This window comes from Bifidobacterium sp. UTBIF-78, from assembly GCF_006408945.1.
GTDB classification, from domain to species: domain Bacteria; phylum Actinomycetota; class Actinomycetes; order Actinomycetales; family Bifidobacteriaceae; genus Bifidobacterium; species Bifidobacterium myosotis.
In genome coordinates this window covers 16593-39113 of the sequence record NZ_JFAO01000003.1, presented here as the reverse complement: position 1 = coordinate 39113, position 22521 = coordinate 16593, and the positions used below count along the sequence as shown (strand labels likewise).

The following is a 22521-nucleotide window of genomic DNA, read 5'->3' as shown; positions in this document are numbered from 1 at the left end:
GAGAGGACAGTTACGATGGCCAAGAATCCCAAGATTCTGTCAATTGTGCTTGCAGGCGGCGAGGGGACGCGCCTGATGCCTTTAACCCGCGATCGCGCGAAACCCGCCGTCCCCTTCGGTGGCGTGTATCGACTCATCGATTTCCCGTTGAGCAACCTGGTCAACTCCGGGTACCGTCAGGTCGTGGTGCTCACCCAGTACAAGTCTCACTCGCTTGACCGTCACATCTCCCAGGTGTGGCGTTTCTCGCCGTTGCTGGGCTCGTACGTCTCCCCTGTGCCGGCGCAGCAGCGACTCGGCAAGCACTGGTACCTCGGTTCCGCTGACGCCATCTACCAGACCATCAACATCATCGAGGACGTGCAGCCCGACATCGTGGTGATCGTGGGCGCAGACCACGTCTACCGCATGGACTTCGAACAGATGGTCCAGCAGCACATCGAGTCCGGCGCCGAATTCACGGTGGCCGGCATCCGCCAGCCCATCGAGCAGTCCAAGCAGTTCGGCGTGATCCAGGTCGATCCGGAGCACCCGAACATGATCAAGAACTTCCAGGAGAAGCCCGCCACCACCACCGGACTGCCGGACAATCCGAACCAGATCCTGGCCTCCATGGGCAACTACGTGGCCAACACCAAGGCCCTGTTCGAGGCGCTGGCCCTCGACGAGAAGGCCGCGGACACCAAGCACGACATGGGCGGCGACATCGCCCCCTACTTCGCCTCCCGCAACGAGGCCGGCGTCTACGACTTCAACTCCAACGAGATTCCGGGCTCCACGGCCACCGATCACGCCTACTGGCGCGATGTGGGTACCATCAAGCAGTTCTACGATGCGCACATGGACCTCATCGCCTACGTGCCGGAGTTCAACCTGTACAACCAGGACTGGCCGATCTACACGATGTCCGGCAACCTGCCGCCGGCCAAGTTCGTGCACGCCGGACGTGACCGTCTGGGCCACGCCACGGACTCCATCGTCTCCCCCGGCGTGATCGTCTCGGGCGGCGAGGTGCACCACTCCGTGCTCTCCCCGAACGTGCGCATCCACTCCTGGGCGCAGATCGTCGATTCCGTGCTGTTCGACGGCGTGGTCATCAACCGTCGTGCCCGCGTGTACAAGGCGATTCTCGATAAGAACGTGGTGCTCACCGAGAACTCCACGGTCGGCATCGACACCGAACACGATTTGGCCCGCGGCTTCACCGTCACGCCGGACGGCATCACCGTGGTGCCGAAGAACACCATCGTCGACGACTGATACGACTGAACACGGCGATTAGGTAAAACGCACATGCCCCGCGATTGATTCGCGGGGCATGTGCGTTTGCCGTGTATTTGGGGCGGCGGAACGACGGCGCTTCGACGAGCCTATCCGCCCGTCTCGCCCACCGTCGTCAGTACGTCGGGAAGTTGTCGAAATTGAAGCCCAAGGCGGCGAGCTGGTCACGGCCTTCGGGCGTGATGCGGTCCATCGTCCAGCGCGAGTTCCACGTCCAGTCGATGCGGAACTCCTCCACCAGCCCGGCCAGCGTGGAGGCGCATTCGTCCTCGATGAGGTCGGTGAGCGGGCAGGCCGGCGTGGTCAGCGTCATCGTGATGATGGCGCGGCCGAGTTCGTCGATTTCAATGCCATAGACCAGACCCAAATCGATCACGTCGATGCCCAGCTCCGGGTCGATGACCTGATGCAGTGCCTCGCGCACGTCCTCGGCGGTGGCGCGGCCGATGTCGTCCACGGCCTTGAGCGGAATCTGATCGTCGCCGGTGCCGGAATCGTCATGGCATCCGCAGGCGCCCTGATGGTTGCCGCATCCGCACGCATCGCCACCGTGCGCGTCCTGCGCAGCGTCGCCGGACGGCTCCACCGGATGCCCGTTCGGGAAGCCCTTGGCCAATGCCGGATTCATCATCACACGGCGGGCGGCCTCTTCGTCCTGCAGCACGTCGTTGACGGCGTCGAAGATGGACGACTTGGGTTCTGGAACCAGATTGTTGTCGGTCATTGTGTTTACCTCAGTTCTTTGCGGCCAACGCCTTGGCGATGGAATCCTTGAGCCCTTCCCAGCCTAGCAGGGCGCACTTGATGCGCATCGGGTATTTCGACACGCCTTGGAACACGACGGCGTCGCCGAGCTCGTCCTCCAGCGCCTCGTCGTTCAGGCCGGCGCCGCGCGACTCCATGAGCCGGTGGAACGCCTCCTCCAGATGCATGGCCTCGTCCACGGTCTTGCCGTCCACCAGATCGACCATCACGGACAGGCTGGCCTGCGAGATGGAGCAGCCGTGGCCGTCCCAGACCAGACGCTTGATGGTGTGCGGCTCGTCGTCGGACACCTCCACATGGATGGTGGCCTCGTCACCGCAGGTGGGGTTGAACTGGTGCGACTCCCCCGGCGTGCAGTACTCGTGGCTGGCACGCACGGTGGTGTCGGCGGCGTCCGGACCGGGCGCTCCCGCGGATTGCTCCACGGCGGCATCGGGAGCGAAGGACTCCCTGCCGTGCGGATGCTTGGCGGCCTCGAGGATCACCTCCTGGTACATCTGCTCCAGTTCGTCGCCGCTCATGCCGAAATCACTCATACCTCTATTGTTCCTTATTCCACTCCAAAGAACTTGCGGATGCCCTTGGCGGCCTCCACCAACGCCTGTGCGTCCTCCACCGAATTGTATACGCCGGAGGAGGCGCGGTTGGACGCGTACAGGCCGAAGTGGCGATGCACCGGCTGCGCGCAATGGTGGCCGACGCGGATGGCGATGCCCTGCGCGTCGATGAACTGGCCGACATCGTGCGGGTGCACGCCCTTGACGTCGAAGGCCACGGTGCCGATGCGGTCCACGTTCTCACGCGGTCCCAGAATGCGGATGCCGTCGATGTCGCCGAGCTTGAGCAGTTCGGCGGCGATGGTCCGCTCGTGGGCCTCGATGTTCTCGAGTCCGATGTTCATCATCCATTCTGCGGCGACCCCAGCGGCCACCACCTGCGCCACCGGCTGGGTGCCGGCCTCGAAACGGGCCGGCGGTTCCATGTACTGCGCCTCATGGTCCATATAGGCCAGCTCCACCATCGATCCGCCGAAGTTGGCCGGCGGCAACGCCTCGAGCAGCTCGCGCTTGCCGTAGAGGAAGCCCACGCCGGTCGGACCGTACATCTTGTGGGCGCTCCATGCGGCGAAGTCCACGTCCAGCGCATGGAAATCGACCTTGAGGTGAGGCACGGACTGGCAGGCATCCAGGATGAACACGGCGCCGACCGCATGCGCGCGCCTGATGATCGGGGCGATGTCCGTGATGGCGCCCGTGGTGTTGCCCACATGGGTCACGGCCACGACCTTGGTGCGTTCGGTGATGACCTCGTCAAGGTTGTCCGTGCGCACACGGCCGTCCTCGGTCAGGTCGATCCACTTGAACGTGGCGCCGGTGCGGTAGGCCAGCTCCTGGAACGGCAACAGTACGGAATGGTGCTCGGCGCGCGAGACGACGATCTCGTCGCCGGGCTTCAGGGCGAAGCGCTTGGCGGCCTCTCCCCCACGGCCGAGGCTCGCGTTGCCGAACGCGGTGGCCAGCAGGTTCAGGCCCGCCGTGGCGCCACCGGTGACGACGATCTCCTCGTTCCCTTCCTCGGCGTTGGCACCGACCAGCTTGGCCACCTTGGCGCGCGCCTCCTCGAAGGCCACCGTGGAACGGGCCGCCAGCTCATGGGCGCCGCGATGCACGCCGGCGTTAATCGTACGGTAGAAGTCGGCTTCGGCGTCGATCACCGCATTCGGCTTCTGCGAGGTGGCCGCGGAATCGAGGTACACCAGCGGATGACCGTGAATCTCCTGATCCAAAATCGGGAATTGCGCCCGAATCGCTGCAAAATCAACCATGTTTCCCCTTCATTTGCTGTGGTTATAGGTTATCCACGCTTCCGATGATCTGTGCTGAACCGTTCCCTGTATGTGACGGTGGATTGGTGTGGTGCGTGTTGTCCGACACACTCAAGGCCGTTCGGCCCCGCTCCGGCGTGTGCTCGCGGAGCTTAGCACACGCCTGCGCTGCTTACGGTCGGCCAACATGCACCACACCAATCCCCTTTTCCACGCGCCGGCTCTGACCAACGTAACGATGCTACCGGAAGTGAAGCGTGGGTTGGGATATGCCGTTCACGACCGTAGGCTTGGCCGAGCGGCCTTGAGCGTGTCGTGAACGGCATATCCCAACCCACGCGCCGACGCTGGAACCAAAGCGTTCCACACTCCACCGGCACGGAAGATGCGGACAGGCTCAGGCCAGCGCGGATTCGGAGTCGGCGCCTTCGGGCAGGTAGGCGTCGTAGCCGTTCTCCTCGAGTTCATCGGCGAGCTCCGGGCCGCCGGTCTTGACGAAGTGGCCGTCCGCGAACACATGCACGATGTCCGGCTTGATGTACTTGAGGATGCGCGTGTAATGCGTGACCATGAGGATGCCGAACTGGTTGGCCTCCTTGGCGCGGTTCACGCCCTCGGAGACGATGCGCAGGGCGTCCACGTCAAGGCCGGAATCGGTCTCGTCGAGGATGGCGAACTTCGGCTTCAGCAGTTCGAGCTGCAGCACCTCGGCGCGCTTCTTCTCACCGCCGGAGAAGCCCTCGTTCACGGAACGGGTGGCGAACTTCGGGTCCATCTTAAGGCGCTTCATCGCCTCGGACAGCTCCTTGGTCCACTGGCGCACGCCCGGCGCCTCGCCGTCGATCTCGGTCTTGGCGGTGCGCAGGAAGTTGGTCATGGACACGCCCGGCACCTCGACCGGGTACTGCATGGCCAGGAACAGGCCGGCCTTGGCGCGCTCGTCCGGGGTCATCTTGAGGATGTCCTGACCGTCGAGCAGGGCCTCGCCGGAGTCGACCACGTACTTGGGGTGGCCGGCGAGCGTGTAGGCGAGCGTGGACTTGCCGGAGCCGTTGGGGCCCATGATGGCGTGGGTCTCACCGGAGTGGACGGTCAGGCTCGCGCCCTTGAGGATCTGCTTGATGCCTTCCTTGGTCTCGACGTGGACGTGGAGATCCTTGATTTCGAGTGTTGACATGTGTGTGCTCCTAAAATGTCTTGTGCTTGGCTGCCGCTGGCCTTGGCCTGTTATGCCTGACCGTCGGCTTACTTGTCTTCGAGGACCTGCGTCATGGCGGCGCTTTCGCCACGGGCCAGACGACGGTCGATCACGTCCATGAGGTGCTGCGAGATGGCGGGGATGCCGATCTCCTCGACGAGTTCGCCGAAGAAGCCGCGCACCACGAGCTTGCGGGCGTCGGTTTCGGGGATGCCGCGGGATTCGAGGTAGAACAGCTCCTCATCGTCGAAACGGCCCACCGAGGAGGCGTGGCCGGCTCCGATGATGTTGCCGTTCTCGATCTCCAGATTCGGCTCGGAATCGGCGATGGCACCCGGCGTGAGCACCAGGTTGCGGTTGAGCTCATAGGAGTCGGTGCCGGGGGCGGTGGGCTGGATGAGTGCGTTGCCCACCCAGGTGGAGTGCGCTCCCTTGCCGTCGAGCGCGCCCTTGTAGACCACGCGGGACTTGCAGTCGGGGTGGTTGTGCACCACCATCGTGCGGTGTTCGATGTGCTCGCCGGGGTCCACGAAGTAGATGCCGAGCATGTTGAGGTCGCCCTGTTCGCCGCCGAAGTCCTGATCCATGCGGATGCGTACGATGTCGCCGCTCAGGGTCACCACGGAGTGACGCAGGGATGCGCCTTCGCCCACATGGATGCGATGGTTGGCCACATGCTTGGCGGTCTTCGCCCACTCCTGGATGAACGTGGCGGAGACGTGCGAGTCCTTGCCGGTGGTGATCTCCACGCCTTCGGCCAGACGGGCGTCGCCTTCGTGCTCGACCACGACGTCCGCATGGCACTTGTCGGCCGCGGCGATCACCAGATGGAAGGCGTCGAGGTCCGGGCCTTCGCCGTGCACCTTGACCAGCACCGGCTGGGCGATCTCGCCGCTCAGCTCGATGACGGTGGCGGTGGTGCCGGAGTTCCATTCGACCGCCGAAACGCGGTCGTTCGGCTTGGAGACGGTGCCGGAGGGGGCCTCGCCCAGCTCGGTCTGGTAGAGCTTGACGCCTTCGACGAGCGGGCCGCCGCCGATCATCGACACTTCGATTTTGGTCTCGCCGGACGGCTTGAACACCTCGAAGAACTCGCTGATGCGCTCGATCGGCGTGTATCGCCATTCGTCCTGCTTGCGGTCGGGCGCCGGGAAGTCCGCCACGTCGAACGAGCGGGCGGCGTGGTCCACCGAGGAGGGCATGGTCGCCGGAATGGCGTACGGATCGTTCGGGTCCGCGACCGGGATAGCGATTTCCTTGACGTTCTGGACGTTCTGCTGTTGTTCCTGAGTCATCGGAATCAGCCCACCGATCCTTCCATCTGCAGTTCCACAAGTCTGTTGAGTTCGAGCGCGTATTCCATCGGCAGCTCGCGGCTGATCGGCTCGACGAAGCCGCGCACGATCATGCCCATGGCCTCCTCCTCCTTGAGGCCACGGCTCATCAGGTAGAAGAGCTGGTCCTCGGAGACCTTGGAGACGGTGGCCTCGTGGGCCATCGAGACGTCATCCTCACGCACGTCCACATGCGGGTACGTGTCGGAGCGGGAGAAGTCGTCCACCAGCAATGCGTCGCACACGGTGGAGTTGGACGAGCCCTCGGCGCCCTTGACGATCTTGACCAGTCCGCGGTAGGCGGAACGGCCGCCGCCACGCGAGATGGACTTCGCCACGATGGTGGAGCTGGTGTGCGGGGCCAGATGAATCATCTTGGCGCCGGTGTCCTGGTACTGGCCCTTGCCGGCGAAGCCAAGGGACATGGTGGACGCCTTGGCGTACGGCTCGGCGAGGATGCAGGCCGGGTACTTCATCGTGGCCTTGGAGCCGATGTTGCCGTCCACCCATTCCATCGTGCCGCCTTCGCGCACATAGGCTCGCTGGGTGACGAGGTTGTAGACGTTGTTCGACCAGTTCTGCACGGTGGTGTAGCGCACGCGGGCATGCTTCTCAACGATGATCTCGACGATGGCGGCATGCAGCGAGTCCTCGGACCAGATCGGGGCGGTGCAGCCTTCGACGTAGTGCACGTAGGAGCCTTCGTCGGCGATGATCAGGGTGCGCTCGAACTGGCCCATGGCCGGCGTGTTGATGCGGAAGTAGGCCTGCAGCGGGATGTCCACATGCACGCCCTTAGGCACGTACACGAACGAGCCTCCGGACCATGCGGCGGTGTTCAGGGCACCGAACTTGTTGTCCTCGGGCGGCACCACGGTGCCGAAGTACTTCCTCACCAGATCGGGGTACTCACGCACGGCGGTGTCCGTGTCCACGAAGATCACGCCCTGCTTCTTCAGGTCCTCGCGGATGGAGTTGTAGATCACCTCGGACTCGTACTGGGCGGCCACGCCGGAGACCAGACGCTTCTTCTCGGCCTCCGGGATGCCCAGACGGTCATAGGTGGAGCGGATGTCGTCGGGCAGTTCGTCCCAGCTCTTGGCCTGCTTCTCGATCGGCTTGACGTAGTACTTGAAGTTCTCCGCGTTGAAGCCCGAGAGGTCGACGCCCCAGTTCGGCATCGGCTTGTCGAGGAATGCCTTGAAGCCGCGCAGACGCATGTCGAGCATCCACTGCGGTTCGCCCTTGTCCGCGCTGATGGCGCGCACGACGTTCTCGTCGATGCCTCGCTTGGCCGCCTCGCCGGCCGCGTCGGAGTCATGCCAGCCATAGCTGTAGTCGCCGAACTGGCTGATGATCTCGTCGTCCTGCCTGATCTTCTCCTCGTTGACGCGGGAACGATCGGCCACGTACTGGCTCATCTCCACGTCAGCGGCGGCGTTTGGCGCTGTGTTTTCGGTCACCATCCTGCCTTCCATCTTGTATCGCTCATAGTCCTAGGTAAACCTAACAGAACCCATGGGGAAACACTACCAACCGCAACGAATAATGGCTGTGTGTTTCATTACAGGCATACGCCGCCGACGGTTCGGATGCAAGGGCTGATTCGGAACCGCTTCGCTATTCGCAGCGACTCCGAATCACCGCCGCGCCACATCGCCGAACGGCATATGGCACCGCGCCGCAAAGGGTCGCCTAGCGAGCGTCCCGAACAGCAAAGAACAAAAAAGTGGGACCCACCTTGCAGCAGGTCCCACAGTAATCGGACTAGTCGGCCGAGTCAGACGCAGCATCGACAGCACAACACCACATGCGGCCACGCATTACGCGTCTCACCCTCACCCATCCCAGACGTCGTCAGGCCTGGACGTGCACGCTGGTGCCGTCGAGGCACCAGTTGTAGAACCATTCGGCCACGTCCCAGCCGATGCCCACGCAGCCGTGGGAGGTGTTGGCGTTCATCGCACCGATCTGCGCGTCGGTCATCGGCGAGACGATGCGGTGGATGGCGCATCCGGAACGCGAGAAGTAGTTCACGAAGCCGACGTCCTTGACGTCCCACTGGGACTGGGAGCCGTCCGAAAGCGTCAGATTGCCGCTCATATCCTGCGACGGGTACTTGAGCCAGATAGTGAAGTCGCCGGTCGGCGTGCACAGATCGCCCATGCAGGTGCCGACTCCGCGCACGGTGCCTTCGCCAGCGGACATGTTCATCGCCTTGACCAGCTGGTCGTCCTCATAGGCGTACACCTTGCCGTCCGAAAGGTCCACGACCACATGGCGCTTGACGGTCTTGTCCTTCATCGGGTCGACCTTGCCTTCGACCGTGACCGAGCTCTGGCCCTTCTCCATGGCCTGAATCACGCTGGCGCCGATGTTGGTGTCCGCGCCGTCGGCGATGGTGACGCCGTCATGCCCCTGCGAAATCGTCTGCAGCACCGTGCCGTTGTTGTTGACCACGGTCTCCCGGTCCTCACGGCCCGTCTTGAGGTTCGACTTGATGGACTCGTCGTAGTACTTCTGCAGCTTGGCGGCGTCGAAGACGACGTATCCGTCACGCCACTGATTGTCCTTGAGCTTGGAGTTGTCGTTCGCGTCGATGGTCATCGCGGCGGCCAGAGCCTTGGCGTCGATGGAGGCGACGTCATGGTCGGAGACCTTGATGGTCACCGGCTTGGCCACGTACTTGTCCAGCGTGGCCTTGGCCTTGGTGGCGATCTCGTCGGTGACGACGGGGTTGATGTCCTTGAGCTCCACGGTCTGGGCCTTCGCCTCGGTGGCTCCGAAGCCCTTGACCGTATCTGCCAGAGCGGTGGCGATCGGCTCGGGATCGGCGCCCTGACCCTGCTGGCCGGGCACCACATCGAAACCGCTGCCATCGCCATTGAGCTTGATCTGCGCATCCACCGGCTGCTTGCCATTGCAACCCAGCTGCTCGTCGATGACGGTGCTCGTGGCGGCGGCCGCGTTGACCAATTCAGGGGTCACGTCCTTCTTGGTCCAGAACGCGTAACGCTGCCACCATGCGTCGTCACGCTTGGCGTCGAACGCCTCCTGGGCGATATTGTCAACGTCCGCGTCCAGTCCAAGGTCGCTAAGACGGAAATCGCCGGACTTGCCATTGTACGTGACTTGGACCGTCGCGTTCCTGACGTTGTCCTCCACTGTCCGGGCGATCTGGTCCTTGGTCTGGCCGGCGATCGAATTGCCCCACAAGGTGGTGCCCGGCAGGGCGTGGGATTCGAAATACCACCATCCGCCGGCCGCCACAGCGCCGATCATGGCGACAAACGCGGCCAACACAACCCACGGCCACACATGGCCCTTGCGCACGTTCTCGGCAGCGGGATCGGCCACCGCATCAAGAGACCCCAGAACTTGCGTGGCCTCATTGGTCACAGGGTCAGCGGGAGACCTCCCCGCCGTGTTCGCACCCCCGACGTTGTTGTTATCGGTCATGATCGTGTTCGCTCTCCACTCCGGCATCAGCCGCATATATGGCACATGGCTTTGTCCAAACACCGCCATTGTAGGCGGAATGCTTGTCATGACAGGTTACACAGGAGTACCCGATGAATGTGAGCTGGCTCACAGGGGATGGTTTCGGCCGCGTCAACCAGCATGCCCTCTTCCCGGACCATACCGGCATCGGCAATCCACGATGTTCCCTTCGTCGGGCCCATCGCCTGAGTGATGTCGTATCGCGCTCGCTCATTGCTCTACTTTCCGCCGTAGCATGCGTCCTAATCGCATCGTATCAAACAGAGACGGAGGCCGGTAATTTTTTACCGTCGCACACGGAACCAAGCCATATTCGGCATGCCACGGACCACGAATGACGGCAAAGGGGCGGCGCAGCCTCCCCATCGGGAGACCACACCGCCCCTTTACCGTATCAGTGCCATGGCACAGTGATTCGTCAGTCAGCGTAACCGTATCCGGCCGACGGAATCACGACGCCAAAGAACCAGGCAGGAGAACCGGCGAGCACCGGCGCGTCACTTGCCCAGACGTTCGGTCTCGTGATCGAGCGCGGCCTTGACAAGTCCCGCGAACAGCGGATGCGGCTTGGTCGGGCGCGACTTGAACTCCGGGTGGGCCTGAGTGCCCACGTAGAACGGATGCACGTCCTGCGGCAGTTCGACGAACTCGGTGAGCTCGCCATCCGGGCTCTGGCCGGAGATGCGCAGACCGCCCTCACGCAGACGGTCCTTGTAGGCCACGTTGACCTCATAACGGTGGCGGTGACGCTCGGTCACATGCGTGGTGCCGTACAGTTCGGCCACCAGCGAGCCCTCCTCGAGCTCGGCCGGGTAGGAGCCCAGACGCATGGTGTGGCCCATGTCGCCGTGACCGGCGACGATGTCCTTCTGCTCCTCCATCGTGGCGATGACCGGGTTGGCGCAATCCGGCTCGAACTCGGAGGAGTTGGCGTCCTCGATGCCCAGCACATGGCGCGAGTATTCGATGACCATGGACTGCAGGCCCAGGCACAGGCCGAGGGCGGGCAGCTTGTTCTCGCGGGCGAACTTCAGCGCGCCGATCTTGCCTTCGATGCCGCGGATGCCGAAGCCGCCGGGGATCACGATACCGTCGATGTTGTCGAGCGCGGCGGCGGCGCCTTCGGTCGTCTCACAGCGATCGGCGGCCACCCACTTGACGTTGACCTTGGCCCAGTTGGCGAAACCGCCGGCCTTGATGGCCTCGGTCACGGACAGGTAGGCATCCGGCAGGTCGATGTACTTGCCGACGATGGCGATGTTCACCTCGTGCTTCGGGTGGTGGACGCGCTCGAGCAGGTCCTCCCACTCGTCCCAGTCCACGTCGTGGAACGGCAGGCCGAGCTCGCGCACCACATAGGCGTCGAGGCCCTCGTCGAACAGGATCTTCGGCACGTCGTAGATGCTGTTGGCGTCCACGCAGTTGACCACACCCTCGGCGTCCACATCGCACATGAGGCTGATCTTGTCCTTGATGCCCTGGTTGAGCGGACGGTCGGAGCGCAGCACCAGCGCGTCCGGGGAGATGCCCAGCTGGCGCAGCATCATCACGGAGTGCTGGGTGGGCTTGGTCTTCAGCTCGTGCGCGGCGGAGATGTACGGCACCAGCGAGACGTGCACGAACATGCAGTTCTCGGAGCCGAGGTCACGACGCACCTCGCGGGCCGCCTCGAGGAACGGCTGGGACTCGATGTCGCCCACGGTGCCGCCGATCTCGGTGATGATCACGTCCACGTCGTCGGAGGCCTGGGCGCGCATGCGGGACTTGATCTCGTTGGTGATGTGCGGAATCACCTGCACGCACTGGCCGAGGTATTCGCCGGCGCGCTCCTTGCGCAGCACCTCCTGATAGATCTGGCCGGTGGTGACGTTGGCCTTCTGGCTCAGGAACACATCAAGGAAGCGCTCGTAGTGGCCGATGTCCAGATCGGTCTCGGCACCGTCCTCGGTCACGTAGACCTCGCCATGCTGGAACGGGTTCATCGTGCCCGGGTCCACATTGATGTACGGATCAAGCTTCTGCTGGAGAACCCGGATGCCACGGCTGCGCAGCAAACGACCGAGGGAGGAAGCGGTCAGGCCCTTGCCAAGTGAGGAGACAACGCCACCGGTGACGAAAATATGCTTGGTGACGTGCTCTTGTGAATTGCCATGTGTTCTTCTAACCATGGAATTTCACTCTATCATCCTCGCGTGACTCGGCGTGTTCGTGGATAGTCGACTCTTCGCCTCGCATGCGTCAGTCGGTCTTGCCGATACTGAACACAGCGATCGCCTTGGCCGAGTTGGTGACGGAGAAGATCACCGACTCATAGCCCCGCTGCGCCATCTCATTGGCAGTCTTCTCCAGTCGCTCGGCCATGCTTGCGGCCTTGATGCGTAATTCAGCACCACTGCCTTGTGCTGCTTCATCGGAATCCCCTGCTCTGTATTCCATGTATTCCAAGTATTCCAGAAGGCAGCTTCATGGTAATTCGTCATAGATCGATGCGGATACCGCATTCCAGACGCTTTGCCTATTTTCTTTCCAACACGATATCCAATGCGCTGCCGTCATAATCCCACGCGGCTTTGATGCCGCACATTGACCATCGTCATCGTTCAGTTATCCACAACCCGCCGAAAATGGGAAGCTGTATCCACATTGTCCGTTCCGCTTGCGCTTTGCATAATCGACGGTTTAGCGTCGGCATCATGAAAGAGCACAAGGAAGTGACCGCACTGCTGCGGCAAGCCGAATCCGAACAGCGATGCGCCTTTGGCAGCACCAGCTCACAACGTCGCGCATTGAAAAGGCGGGAAACAGCGCGCGAACTCATCGCGCCCTATCCGGCGATGTATGCCACCCCTCAATACTGGAAAACGCTCAACCCCTCAGAACAGGAAATGCACGTTATGCGTACTCTTGCACAGAAGCATCCCTCTTGGGTTTTCGCTGGGCTCAGTGCCGCTTGCGCCTACCGGTTGGATCATGCCTATTCGCTTCATGACGGCACGGTATCCATAGCGAGCACATTGACCAGTCGAGACTCCGACTGCTCGAAACTTCGACGAATCTATATGAACGATATTCGCCCGTGGAGCGCCTACGGCATTCGCGTGACCTCCCCCGAACGCACGCTTATCGATTGCGCAGAACGGTTCGAGTTTCCTTACGCCTTGGCTTTCTTCGATTCTGCGCTACGGCGGAATTACACCACAATCGATCGAATATGGTCGCTTCTCATCCAAGTCTCACCAGACACGTCCCGTGTCAAGCCGCTTCTTGAATGTGCTGATCCATTAAGCGAGAACGGCGGTGAATCACTGATGCGCGGACTAATCAAACAGCACCATTTCGCTGTCCCACTGCTTCAGGTGGAATTCGAAAATCCCGGCAACGCTCAATACCCTTACCGCGTTGATTTCTGCTGGAAATTGGCCAACGGATGCATCATCGTGGCCGAATATGACGGTATGGCAAAATACGCCGATGCAAGTAATGCAAACCGGGCCAGCGTCTCAGCCAAGCTGGAATATGAACGAAAACGCGAAGCGCACCTCAAATCAAGCGGCGTGACCACCATCGTTCATGTGTTCTACGAAGATTTGATAGATGTCAATCGCTTAATCGGCAAACTTCTTGGTGCTGGAGTTCCAAGACTCCGATGAACGGCGTCTCCAGTGAAACGGCACTTTCCCCCAAAACAAGGCATTACTTTGGGGAAAAGTACCATTGACCGATGCTCAGTGGCACTTTCCCCCAAAATTGATCGCAATTCTGGGGAAAAGTACCGGATAATCAATCTCAGCGGTACTTTTCTCCAAGGTATTGGACGGATTTGGGGAAAAGTACCTCGCATGAGAGGGGGCGTACACGTGCAGTCGCACGTCACACAGTTGCACATCACACAGTTGCACATCACACAGTTGCACATCACGCAGCCACGCGCAACTCACCGATGGATAACCGCAACGACGCGAAACGACCCGATCAGCAACGGGAGATGCCGAATCAGTTGTTGATAAGGTGGGCGATGGCCTCGAGCGCCAGTTTGTAGCCGTAGAAGCCGAGACCCGTGATGGTGCCGGTGGCGACCGGGGAGATCACGGAGCGCTTGCGGAACTCGTCGCGGGCCGAGGGATTGGAGATGTGGACCTCCATCAGCGGCAGGCCCGCGTCGCCGACCATGTGGGCCGCATCGGACAGCGCATACGAATAGTGGGTGAAGGCCGCAGGGTTCATCACCACCGGCGTCTTCTCGTCGGCGGCCTGATGCATCCAATGCACCATCTCGGCCTCGTCGTCGGTCTGACGCACCTCGACGTCGAGGCCCAGTTCAGCGCCCCACTGCGCGCACAGGCGACGCAGTTCCTCGAGATCCTGACGGCCGTAGACATCGGGCTGACGCACGCCAAGACGTCCGAGATTCGGGCCGTTGACGACGATGACCTTGGTGGATTCGGTGGACATGATGTTCTCTCCCTCCGCCCTTTCGGGGCATCTCCCTCGGCAGAGGGAGACAGTACTGATTACGACTGGTGGTGGTCTGCTGACAGCCATGGCCAAGACCATAGCCGGCAGCAGACCAAAAATCGTCCTTCTCGCGGCGAGACGAACGAAACGAATTGCTTGATGTTCCGTGATGATCGTTCATATCCCGATGGCATCCCAATGACGCCGATGCCATCAATCAGCGACATGAAACGATGAAACGGAACGAATGATGCGGAACGATAAGGGCGAAGCGCGATGCGGCCATGACATCGCCGCATCAGCGCCGCCTCCCTCACTGCTGGATGCGGCGGAACGCCTCCTCGACGGCATCGGCCTGCGGGTTGTCCAGATGGACCATATGGCCCGGGCCACCGTCGAGTACCACGAAACGCAGCATGTTGCCGCGTGCCTTCTTGTCGCGGTGCATCAGAGCGAGCACCTCGTCGAACGAGCCGCCGTTCCACGAGGTCGGCAATCCAAGCGAACCCAGCAGGGAACGGTGGTAATCGACCAAATCCTGATCGATGTAGCCCAGAATATGGGCGAGTTCGGCCGCATACACCATGCCCACAGCTACCGCATTGCCATGACGCCAGCGGAAATGCTCAAGCTTCTCGATGGCGTGGCCCAGCGTGTGACCGTAGTTGAGGAACTCGCGCAGCCCCTTCTCCTTGAGGTCGGAGGAGACGTGGTACGCCTTGACGGTGACCGTGCGCTCAATGAGCTCGGCCACCACGTCCTCCAGCGGCGTGCCGAGGAACGAGGAGCCATCGAAGCCACGCAACTCATCCGCGTGGGACTCGAGAATCGAGAGGATTTCGGGGTCGCGGATGAAGCCGGACTTGGCCACTTCACCCAAGCCCTCGATGAAGATGTCGTTGGGCAGCGTGACCAATGCGCGCATGTCCGCCAGTACGCCGGCCGGCGTGTAGAACGAGCCCACAAGGTTCTTGCCTTGCGGCGTGTTGATGCCGGTCTTGCCGCCGGTGGAGGCATCCACCATGGCCAGCAGCGAGGTCGGGCAGTTCACGTATCGCACGCCACGCATCCAAGTGGCGGCCACGAAACCGGCCAGATCGGTGGCAGCGCCGCCGCCCACGCCCACCACGGCGTCGGAGCGGGTGAAGCCTTCCTCACCAAGACGCTCCCAGATGCCGTTGGCCACGTTGATGGTCTTGCCCGGCTCGGCGTCCGGAATGAGGATCTCGGAGACCTCGTACCCGCCTTGCCGCAGCAGGGCACGGGCGCGATCCGAATGGCGCTGCACCGGCTGGGTGTGGATGAGCGCGATCTTGTGCGGTTTGGGCCCCAGCACTTCGACCAGATGGCCCATCGTGCCTTCACCGATGGCCACGTCATATGGCTCGATGGTGGCCCCCGTGACATGCACCGTTCGCTGTGCGACCATATCAATCACCTTCTTGGCGGCACCCTGCGGGGTGAGCCCGCGGGTATGCACATGGACGTTGGCGACCCGGCGGAATACCGGATCGCGCTCTTTGAACAGCTTCTTCCAACGCGCGTTGGCGTCCCCGTTGAGCATGGGCCGGCCACCGCCCCGATTGGCGCGTTCCATGGCCTCGGCCGGATCGGCGTCAAGGTAGACCACGCGCCCGCCGCGGGCGATGTAATCCGCCAAGGCGTCCTGCGTCGAGGGGGTCATCGGCGCGCCTCCGCCAAGGGAGAAGACGCCCTCGAAATCCTCGAGGAAGTCGGCGATGAGGTCGGCTTCGACACGGCGGAACGCCGGCTCGCCGTAGCGTTCGAAGTACTGTGGGATCTTCATGCCGACCTCGCGCTCGATCTCCAGATCGGCGTCGGCGAACGGCACATGGATCATGTGGGCCACTTCCTTGCCCACACGGGTCTTGCCTGCGCCCATCATGCCGATGATGACGGCATGCGGACGGCGGGCGCGGCGGGAGTTGTATGCGTTCATCAGCGCATGTGCTCCGGCCAGGAGGCGAGGTAGGACTCGAGATTGCGGTGCGTCTCCGCCACGCTGTCGCCGCCGAACTTGTCGAGCGCAACCTGGGCGAGCGTCAGACGTACCATGGCCTCCGCCACTACAGCGGCGGCCGGCACGGCGGTCGAATCGGAACGCTGGTTGATGGCCTTGGCCGCCTCGCCGGTGAGCACATCCACGGTGCGCAGGGCCTTGGGGATGGAGGGAATCGGCTTCATGGCGCCGCGCACGCGAATCACCTCGCCGTTGGACATGCCTCCTTCGATGCCGCCAGCACGGTTGGACAGACGGTCGATGCGGCCGTCGGCGTTGACCACGATCTCATCGTGCGCCTGGGAGCCAGGGCGTGCGGCCTCGCGGAAGCCGTCGCCAATCTCCACGCCCTTGAACGCCTGAATGCCCATGATGGCGCCAGCCAGCGCCGCGTCCAGACGACGGTCGGACTCCACGTAGGTGCCGATGCCGGCGGGCACGCCGTATGCCAGCACCTCCACGACGCCGCCGAGCGTGTCGGCCGCGCGCTTGGCCTCGTCGATGCGTTCGATGATGCGCTGCTCGCCTTCCTTATCCAGCGTGCGCACAGGCGAGGCATCCAGCGCCTCGACGTCATCCGGGGTGGGCAGCGGCAGGTCGGGGTTCGTCTCCACACCGCCCAGCGCCACCACATGGGACACGGTTCGGATGCCGAACGTCTGCTCGAGGAACTGGGCGGCCACCGCGCCCAACGCCACGCGGGATGCGGTTTCGCGCGCGCTGGAACGTTCCAGCACCGGGCGTGCGTCATCGAAGCCGTACTTGCGCATACCGGTCAAATCGGCGTGGCCCGGACGCGGACGGCTCAGCGGCGCGTTGCGTCCCTCGGCGGGCAGTTCATGGTCGAGTGCGTCAGCGCTCATCACCTCGGTCCACTTGGGCCATTCGGTGTTCGCGATCTCGATGGCCACCGGGGAACCGAGCGTGTACCCGTGACGCACGCCGGTGAGCAGGCGCACCTTGTCCTGCTCGAACTTCATGCGCGCCCCGCGCCCGTATCCGAGACGGCGACGGGCCAGAGCCGAGACGATGTCATCCGTGCTGATGCGGACCCCGGCCGGGAGCCCCTCGATCATGGCCACCAAGGCCTCTCCGTGCGACTCCCCTGCCGTCTGCCAGCGCAACATATGTTTCCCCTTGTTTCATCGGTTGAATACTAGGGGTTAATGTTAAGCCATGCCATACCTGTTCACGCTGCCCGGTCTGCTATGTGGGCTCGCGCTGTCCATCGAAGACGTCAGGCACCGACGCGTGCCGCTGGCCTGGGTCGCGGTGGGCGCGCTCGTCCAGATCGCCACCGATTTCGGCTATGGGGTGATGGCCAATGATCTGTTCGCCCTGTTGCAGGCGCTGCTGTTCACCGTGCTGTGCTGCCTCATCCAGTTCGCGTTGGCGCTCATCGTGCCGAAGTCGTTGGGATTCGGCGATGTGACGGCTCTGATTCCGATGGGACTGGCCGTGGGGCTTCTCGGACTGTGGTCCGTGGTGGTCTGGTGGGTGGCGATGGGCGTCGCCGGCATTGTCTGGATCGCCGCATGGACGCGGTTCGATCCGCAACGCGACACGGCCTATGCCGGCAAGGTGCCGTATGTCCCGGCGATCCTGACGGGCGCGATTGTGACGGTCGTCATAACTGCCGTGTCCGCACTGATGTGACTTGACGCAGCCGCTGACTTGGAAGTCCGCCGGCGCGTCAGTCCTGGTGGTCGGCCTGCCACTGGCGCAGTTCGGCGACGTTCTTGTCGTGCTCCTCGGCGGTGGTGGCGAACTTGGTCTCGCCGGTGTCGAGGTTCACGGTGCAGAAGTACAGCCAATCGCCCTCCTCGGGCTCCATAGCGGCCTTGATGGCCGAATCGCCCGGATTGCTGATCGGGGTGGGCGGCAACCCGGAGATCTTGTAGGTGTTGTACGGGTTGGAGTCGTCCTGCGTCATGGCCGTGGTCACCTGGGCCGGCTTCACGTTGTTGCCGTACGCCACAGTGGAGTCCATGCCAAGCGTCATGCCCTGCTCCAGCCGGTTCTCGATCACGCGGGTCACCTTCGCGTAGTAATCGGCCTTGTTGACCTCCGCCTCGGCGATGGAGGCGATGATCATGACACGCTCGCGCTCCGTGCCGCTGGGCACGCCCAGATCATCGAGTTTGGCGATGCGCTTATCGACCATGGCCTTGAGCACGTCCTTGGCGCTCGTCATGCTCTTGACGTTATAGGTGCCCGGCTCGAACCATCCCTCGAAGCTGCCGCCGGCCTCGGTGGGCAGGATGCCCTTGCCCTTGTCGTCCACCAGCTTGTCGAACTCGGACTTGTCGATGCCCGAGAGCTTGGCCGCCGCCTCGATCACGTCGTTGGCCCGCTCACCGGGACGGACCTCGAGGAAGCCCGACGCCTGCTTGGAATCGGACAGCACATCGGCCACATCTGTGGCTGCCATGTGCTTCTTCAGGGTGAAGGTGCCGGGGTACAGGGTGATGTCGTTCGCACCGACCACGGAGGTGAACGCCGCGGCCGACTTGATGACGTCAGCCTCGACCAGGTTCTGCGCGACTTCCGCGGCGCTTTGCCCGTCGTCCACGGTGAACTCGACTTCGCCATAACCGGGGCCGGGATAATCGGCGACGTTGGCCGTCGTGGATTGGCTGCGGCTGTCCCGCCAGGCCATGAGCTTGGTGAAGCCGAAGTATCCGCCGCCCGCAATCAGCGCGACGACGACGATGGCGATGATGATGCCGCTGAAGCGCTTACGTTGCCGTTGGGCACGACGCTGGCGCATCTCCTTGCGGGATTTCGGCGGACGGGGAGGTTCGGAGGCATTACCGGCTGGAGCGGCGGTTCCATGTTCCACCCAATGCGTGTTCTCATCGAAGAAATCGTGGAAATCGTCGGACATAAAACCGGTACCTCACTGTTCCCTTGCACGGTCGAGCGCCGTCTGCAAAATCACCACTGCCGACTGCTGGTCAACTACCGGCCTGTGCCTGTTCGAGGAGCGCTGCGCCTCGAACAACTGACGATGTGCGCTGACTGTTGTCAGTCTTTCGTCTATCAATGATACCCGCGGAATCGCAAGCGCGCCCTCGGAGGGCTCGGATGAATCCCACTCCCCCGCCTCCGGTCCGAACTCAGCGATCAACCGCTTTTCAAGGTTGGCCGCCCATCGGCGCGCCTTTTTGGCGCTTTTGCCTTCGGTGCCGTCCATATTCAGCGGCAGGCCAACGACGACGTGGGTCACCTGCTCATCCTCGATGATGTTCAGCACCTCGTCGATGGCGAAGAAATAGTCGCCGGCAACGTGAATGTTCCCGGCGGGGTGTGCGAAGGTAAGCTCCGGGTCGGACAGAGCCAGTCCGACCCGAGCATTACCCAAATCGACGCCTAACCAGACCACGGGCGACTCTCAGGCCTTCAGCGCCTCGTGCTTCAGAGCCTCGAGCGCCTCGTCGATCTTGGTCGCGTCGGCGCCGCCACCCTGGGCGAAGTCCGGCTTGCCGCCGCCACCGCCGCCGAGGATCTTGGACGCGCCGCGCACGAGGTCGCCGGCCTTGATGCCGGCCTTGCGGGCGGCCTCGTTGGTGGCCACGGCGACCATCGGCTTGTCGTCTTCGGACACGCCGGCGAGGGCCACCACGACGGGGGCGTCCTCACCGAGCTGGCCACGCACGTCGAGCACGGTCTTGCGCAGGGCGTCGAAGGAACCGAAGTGGCCCACGTTCTTGACGGCGGCCTTGACCGGGGCGTCGGAAGCCTTGGCGTCGGCCACGAGGGCCGGCATGGCGGCGGCCAGCTGGGCCTCGTACATGGCGGCGAGACGGCGATCGGATTCCTTGAGCTTGGCGAGCAGCGTGTTGACGCGCTCGGCCAGCTCGTCCGGACGGGCGTTGAGCTTGTCGGACAGCTGGGAGACCAGCGCATGCTCACGGGCGTTGAAGTCGTAGGCGCCCTGGCCGACGACGGCGTCCACACGACGCACGCCCTGACCGATGGAAGCCTCGGAGAGGATGTTGACCATGCCGATCTTGCCGACGTGGTCCACGTGGGTGCCGCCGCACAGCTCGCGGCTCCAGCCGTCCTCGCCGATGGAGACCACGCGCACGATGTCGCCGTACTTCTCGCCGAACAGGTGCATGGCGCCCAAGGCGATGGCGTCGTCGAACTTCATCTCCTTGGTGGTGACGGCGAGGTTGTCACGCAGCTTGTCGTTGACGCGCTCCTCGACGGCGCTGATCACGGACTTCGCCGGGGCCTTGGACCACTGGAAGTCGAAGCGCAGACGGTTCGGGGCGTCCTCGGAACCACGCTGGGTGGCCTGCGGGCCGAGTTCCTCGCGCAGCGCCTTGTGCACCATGTGCGTGGCGGTGTGGGAGCGGGCGATGGCGCCACGGCGGGCCAGGTCGATGTTGGCGTTGACCTCGGCGCCCACGACCAGCGTACCCTCGGTCAGACGGCACTGGTGCACGATGAGGTCCTTGATCGGCTTCTGCACGTCGTCCACCTCGAGCACGGCGCCGTCGTCGGACAGGATCTCGCCCTGATCGGCGAGCTGGCCGCCGGCCTCCGCGTAGAACGGGGTGCGGTCGAGGATGACCTCGATGTTGGCCGGTCCGGTGACGGCCGGCACGGAGCCCTTGCCCTCCTGCATGATGCCGATCACCTTGGCGCGGGCCGACATGTCGGTGTAGCCGAGGAAGTCGATGGGCTTGACGAGGGTCTTCTTGAAGTCGTCGTAGACGGACAGGTCCACGTTGTGACGCTTCTTCAGGGCGTCGGCGCGGGCGCGGGACTTCTGCTCGGCCATGAGCTCGCGGAACTTGGCCTCATCCACCTTGACGCCCTGCTCGGCGGCCATCTCGAGGGTCAGCTCGATCGGGAAGCCGTAGGTGTCGTGCAGCTTGAAGGCGTCCTCACCGGTCACGGTCGGCTCGGAGGAATCCTCCTTGGCCTTGTTGACGGCCACGTCGAGAATCGTGGTGCCGGTCTCGAGGGTGCGGCGGAAGGCGTCCTCCTCGCCGTACGCGGACTCGCTCACCTCGTGGAAGGTGTCGTTGAGCTCAGGGTAGCTGGGCTCCATGGCGGCCTTGGAGGTCGGGAAGAGGGTGGGCAGCACCGGATCGGTCACGCCGAGCATGCGCATCGAGCGCACGGTGCGGCGCAGCAGGCGGCGCAGCACGTAGCCGCGGCCCACGTTGGAGGGGCGCACGCCGTCGGACATGATCATCAGGGCGGAGCGCACATGGTCGGCCACGACGCGGAAGCGCACGTCGGCCTCCGCATCCTCACCGTACTTGAGGCCGGAGAGCTGCTCGGCGGCCTCAATGACCGGGAAGACCTCGTCGGTCTCGTAGATGTTGTTCTTGCCCTGCATCAGGTAGGCGAGACGCTCCAGGCCGGCGCCGGTATCGATGTTCTTGTTCTCGAGCTCGCCGACGATGTGCAGGTCGGTCTTGGACTTGACGTTGTCCACCTCGTAGTTCTCGAACACGAGGTCCCAGATCTCGATGTAGCGGTTCTCGTCGGCGATCGGGCCGCCCTCCTTGCCGAACTCGGGGCCGCGGTCCACGTAGATCTCGGAGCAGGGGCCGCCGGGGCCGGGGCCGCCGGTGGTCCAGAAGTTGTCCTCCATGCCCATCTTCTGGATGTGCTCGGGGTCGACGCCCTCGTTCACCCACAGGGAGCGGGCCTCGTCGTCGTCGGTGAAGGTGGTCATCCACAGCTTTTCCGGGTCGAAGCCGTAGCCGCCCTCGCTCTGCGGGGTGGTCAGCAGCTCCCAGGCGTAGTGGATGGCCTCCTCCTTGAAGTAGTCGCCAAAGGAGAAGTTGCCGAGCATCTGGAAGAAGGTGCCGTGACGGGTGGTCTTGCCCACCTCGTCGATGTCCAGCGTGCGCACGCACTTCTGGTTGGATGCCATGCGATGCTTCGGCGGGGTCTGCTCGCCCATGAGGTACGGGATGAACGGCACCATGCCGGCGATGGTGAACAGCGTGGTGGGGTTCGGGGAAATCAGTGATGCCGAGGGTACGACCAGATGGTCATGCTTGGCGAAATAGTCGAGATATCGCTTGGCGATGTCCGCAGTGCGCATGGGCGGATGAACTCCTTGTTGGTGTTGTGGGCGCGTAGACGCCCCTGTCTGATGGGAAAAGTCGGT

The 22521-nt window shown here is 63.2% G+C and carries 18 protein-coding genes; 3 read left to right on the top strand and 15 right to left on the bottom strand.

Features of this window, described 5'->3' with window-relative positions:
• Positions 1-15: 15 nt before the first annotated feature.
• Entirely contained in the window at positions 16-1260 is a 1245-nt protein-coding gene (gene glgC, locus BG22_RS00695; RefSeq protein WP_094668463.1) for a glucose-1-phosphate adenylyltransferase, read from the top strand.
• A gap of 136 nt (positions 1261-1396) precedes the next feature.
• Here glgC and BG22_RS00690 read toward each other — a convergent pair whose 3' ends face one another.
• The 9 genes from BG22_RS00690 to BG22_RS00650 form a co-directional block, all read right to left on the bottom strand.
• Positions 1397-2005, bottom strand: coding sequence for a metal-sulfur cluster assembly factor (locus BG22_RS00690; RefSeq protein WP_140492185.1), 609 nt, complete (start codon positions 2003-2005; stop codon positions 1397-1399).
• 10 nt (positions 2006-2015) lie between these two features.
• Positions 2016-2582, bottom strand: coding sequence for a Fe-S cluster assembly sulfur transfer protein SufU (sufU, locus tag BG22_RS00685; RefSeq protein ID WP_140492182.1), 567 nt, complete (start codon positions 2580-2582; stop codon positions 2016-2018).
• A gap of 14 nt (positions 2583-2596) precedes the next feature.
• Positions 2597-3871 carry a cysteine desulfurase gene (locus BG22_RS00680; RefSeq protein ID WP_140492179.1) on the bottom strand — a complete coding sequence of 425 codons (1275 nt, stop codon included), beginning with the start codon at positions 3869-3871 and terminating at the stop codon, positions 2597-2599.
• Between the two features lie 397 nt (positions 3872-4268).
• Positions 4269-5048, bottom strand: coding sequence for a Fe-S cluster assembly ATPase SufC (gene sufC, locus BG22_RS00675; RefSeq protein ID WP_094668459.1), 780 nt, complete (start codon positions 5046-5048; stop codon positions 4269-4271).
• Positions 5049-5116: 68 nt separating this feature from the next.
• Positions 5117-6364 (bottom strand): Fe-S cluster assembly protein SufD, encoded by a 1248-nt coding sequence (gene sufD, locus BG22_RS00670; protein ID WP_140492176.1) that lies wholly within the window; start codon positions 6362-6364, stop codon positions 5117-5119.
• Between the two features lie 5 nt (positions 6365-6369).
• The gene (gene sufB / locus BG22_RS00665; protein WP_094668457.1) at positions 6370-7869 is read right to left on the bottom strand and encodes a Fe-S cluster assembly protein SufB; all 1500 of its coding nucleotides are present in this window, start codon (positions 7867-7869) and stop codon (positions 6370-6372) included.
• Between the two features lie 391 nt (positions 7870-8260).
• Positions 8261-9862 carry a L,D-transpeptidase family protein gene (locus tag BG22_RS00660; protein WP_140492173.1) on the bottom strand — a complete coding sequence of 534 codons (1602 nt, stop codon included), beginning with the start codon at positions 9860-9862 and terminating at the stop codon, positions 8261-8263.
• 539 nt (positions 9863-10401) lie between these two features.
• A complete protein-coding gene (locus BG22_RS00655; RefSeq protein WP_140492170.1) occupies positions 10402-12072 on the bottom strand; it encodes a CTP synthase in 1671 nt (556 codons plus the stop codon).
• Between the two features lie 70 nt (positions 12073-12142).
• Positions 12143-12340 carry a hypothetical protein gene (locus BG22_RS00650; protein ID WP_140492167.1) on the bottom strand — a complete coding sequence of 66 codons (198 nt, stop codon included), beginning with the start codon at positions 12338-12340 and terminating at the stop codon, positions 12143-12145.
• 257 nt (positions 12341-12597) lie between these two features.
• On the opposite strand from BG22_RS00650, the gene BG22_RS00645 reads away from it, so the two are divergent.
• The gene (locus tag BG22_RS00645; protein WP_140492164.1) at positions 12598-13554 is read left to right on the top strand and encodes a hypothetical protein; all 957 of its coding nucleotides are present in this window, start codon (positions 12598-12600) and stop codon (positions 13552-13554) included.
• 343 nt (positions 13555-13897) lie between these two features.
• Here BG22_RS00645 and aroQ read toward each other — a convergent pair whose 3' ends face one another.
• From aroQ to aroC, 3 genes are all read right to left on the bottom strand, one after another.
• A complete protein-coding gene (aroQ, locus tag BG22_RS00640) occupies positions 13898-14356 on the bottom strand; it encodes a type II 3-dehydroquinate dehydratase (protein ID WP_094668188.1) in 459 nt (152 codons plus the stop codon).
• Between the two features lie 316 nt (positions 14357-14672).
• The gene (locus tag BG22_RS00635; RefSeq protein ID WP_140492161.1) at positions 14673-16319 is read right to left on the bottom strand and encodes a bifunctional shikimate kinase/3-dehydroquinate synthase; all 1647 of its coding nucleotides are present in this window, start codon (positions 16317-16319) and stop codon (positions 14673-14675) included.
• On the bottom strand, positions 16319-17506 hold the full coding sequence (gene aroC, locus BG22_RS00630; protein ID WP_140492158.1) for a chorismate synthase: 1188 nt from the start codon (positions 17504-17506) through the stop codon (positions 16319-16321). The genes BG22_RS00635 and aroC overlap by 1 nt, the downstream gene beginning before the upstream one ends.
• A 49-nt stretch (positions 17507-17555) precedes the next feature.
• Between aroC and BG22_RS00625 the strand changes: the two genes are divergently transcribed.
• Positions 17556-18035 (top strand): peptidase A24, encoded by a 480-nt coding sequence (locus tag BG22_RS00625; RefSeq protein ID WP_140492155.1) that lies wholly within the window; start codon positions 17556-17558, stop codon positions 18033-18035.
• Positions 18036-18072: 37 nt separating this feature from the next.
• Here BG22_RS00625 and mltG read toward each other — a convergent pair whose 3' ends face one another.
• From mltG to alaS, 3 genes are read right to left on the bottom strand one after another with little or no spacing between them, the layout of a single operon-like run.
• Entirely contained in the window at positions 18073-19266 is a 1194-nt protein-coding gene (gene mltG / locus BG22_RS00620) for an endolytic transglycosylase MltG (RefSeq protein ID WP_140492152.1), read from the bottom strand.
• Positions 19267-19278: 12 nt separating this feature from the next.
• Entirely contained in the window at positions 19279-19764 is a 486-nt protein-coding gene (gene ruvX, locus BG22_RS00615; RefSeq protein WP_140492149.1) for a Holliday junction resolvase RuvX, read from the bottom strand.
• Positions 19765-19773: 9 nt separating this feature from the next.
• A complete protein-coding gene (gene alaS, locus BG22_RS00610; RefSeq protein ID WP_094668182.1) occupies positions 19774-22455 on the bottom strand; it encodes an alanine--tRNA ligase in 2682 nt (893 codons plus the stop codon).
• Between the last annotated feature and the right edge of the window lie 66 nt (positions 22456-22521).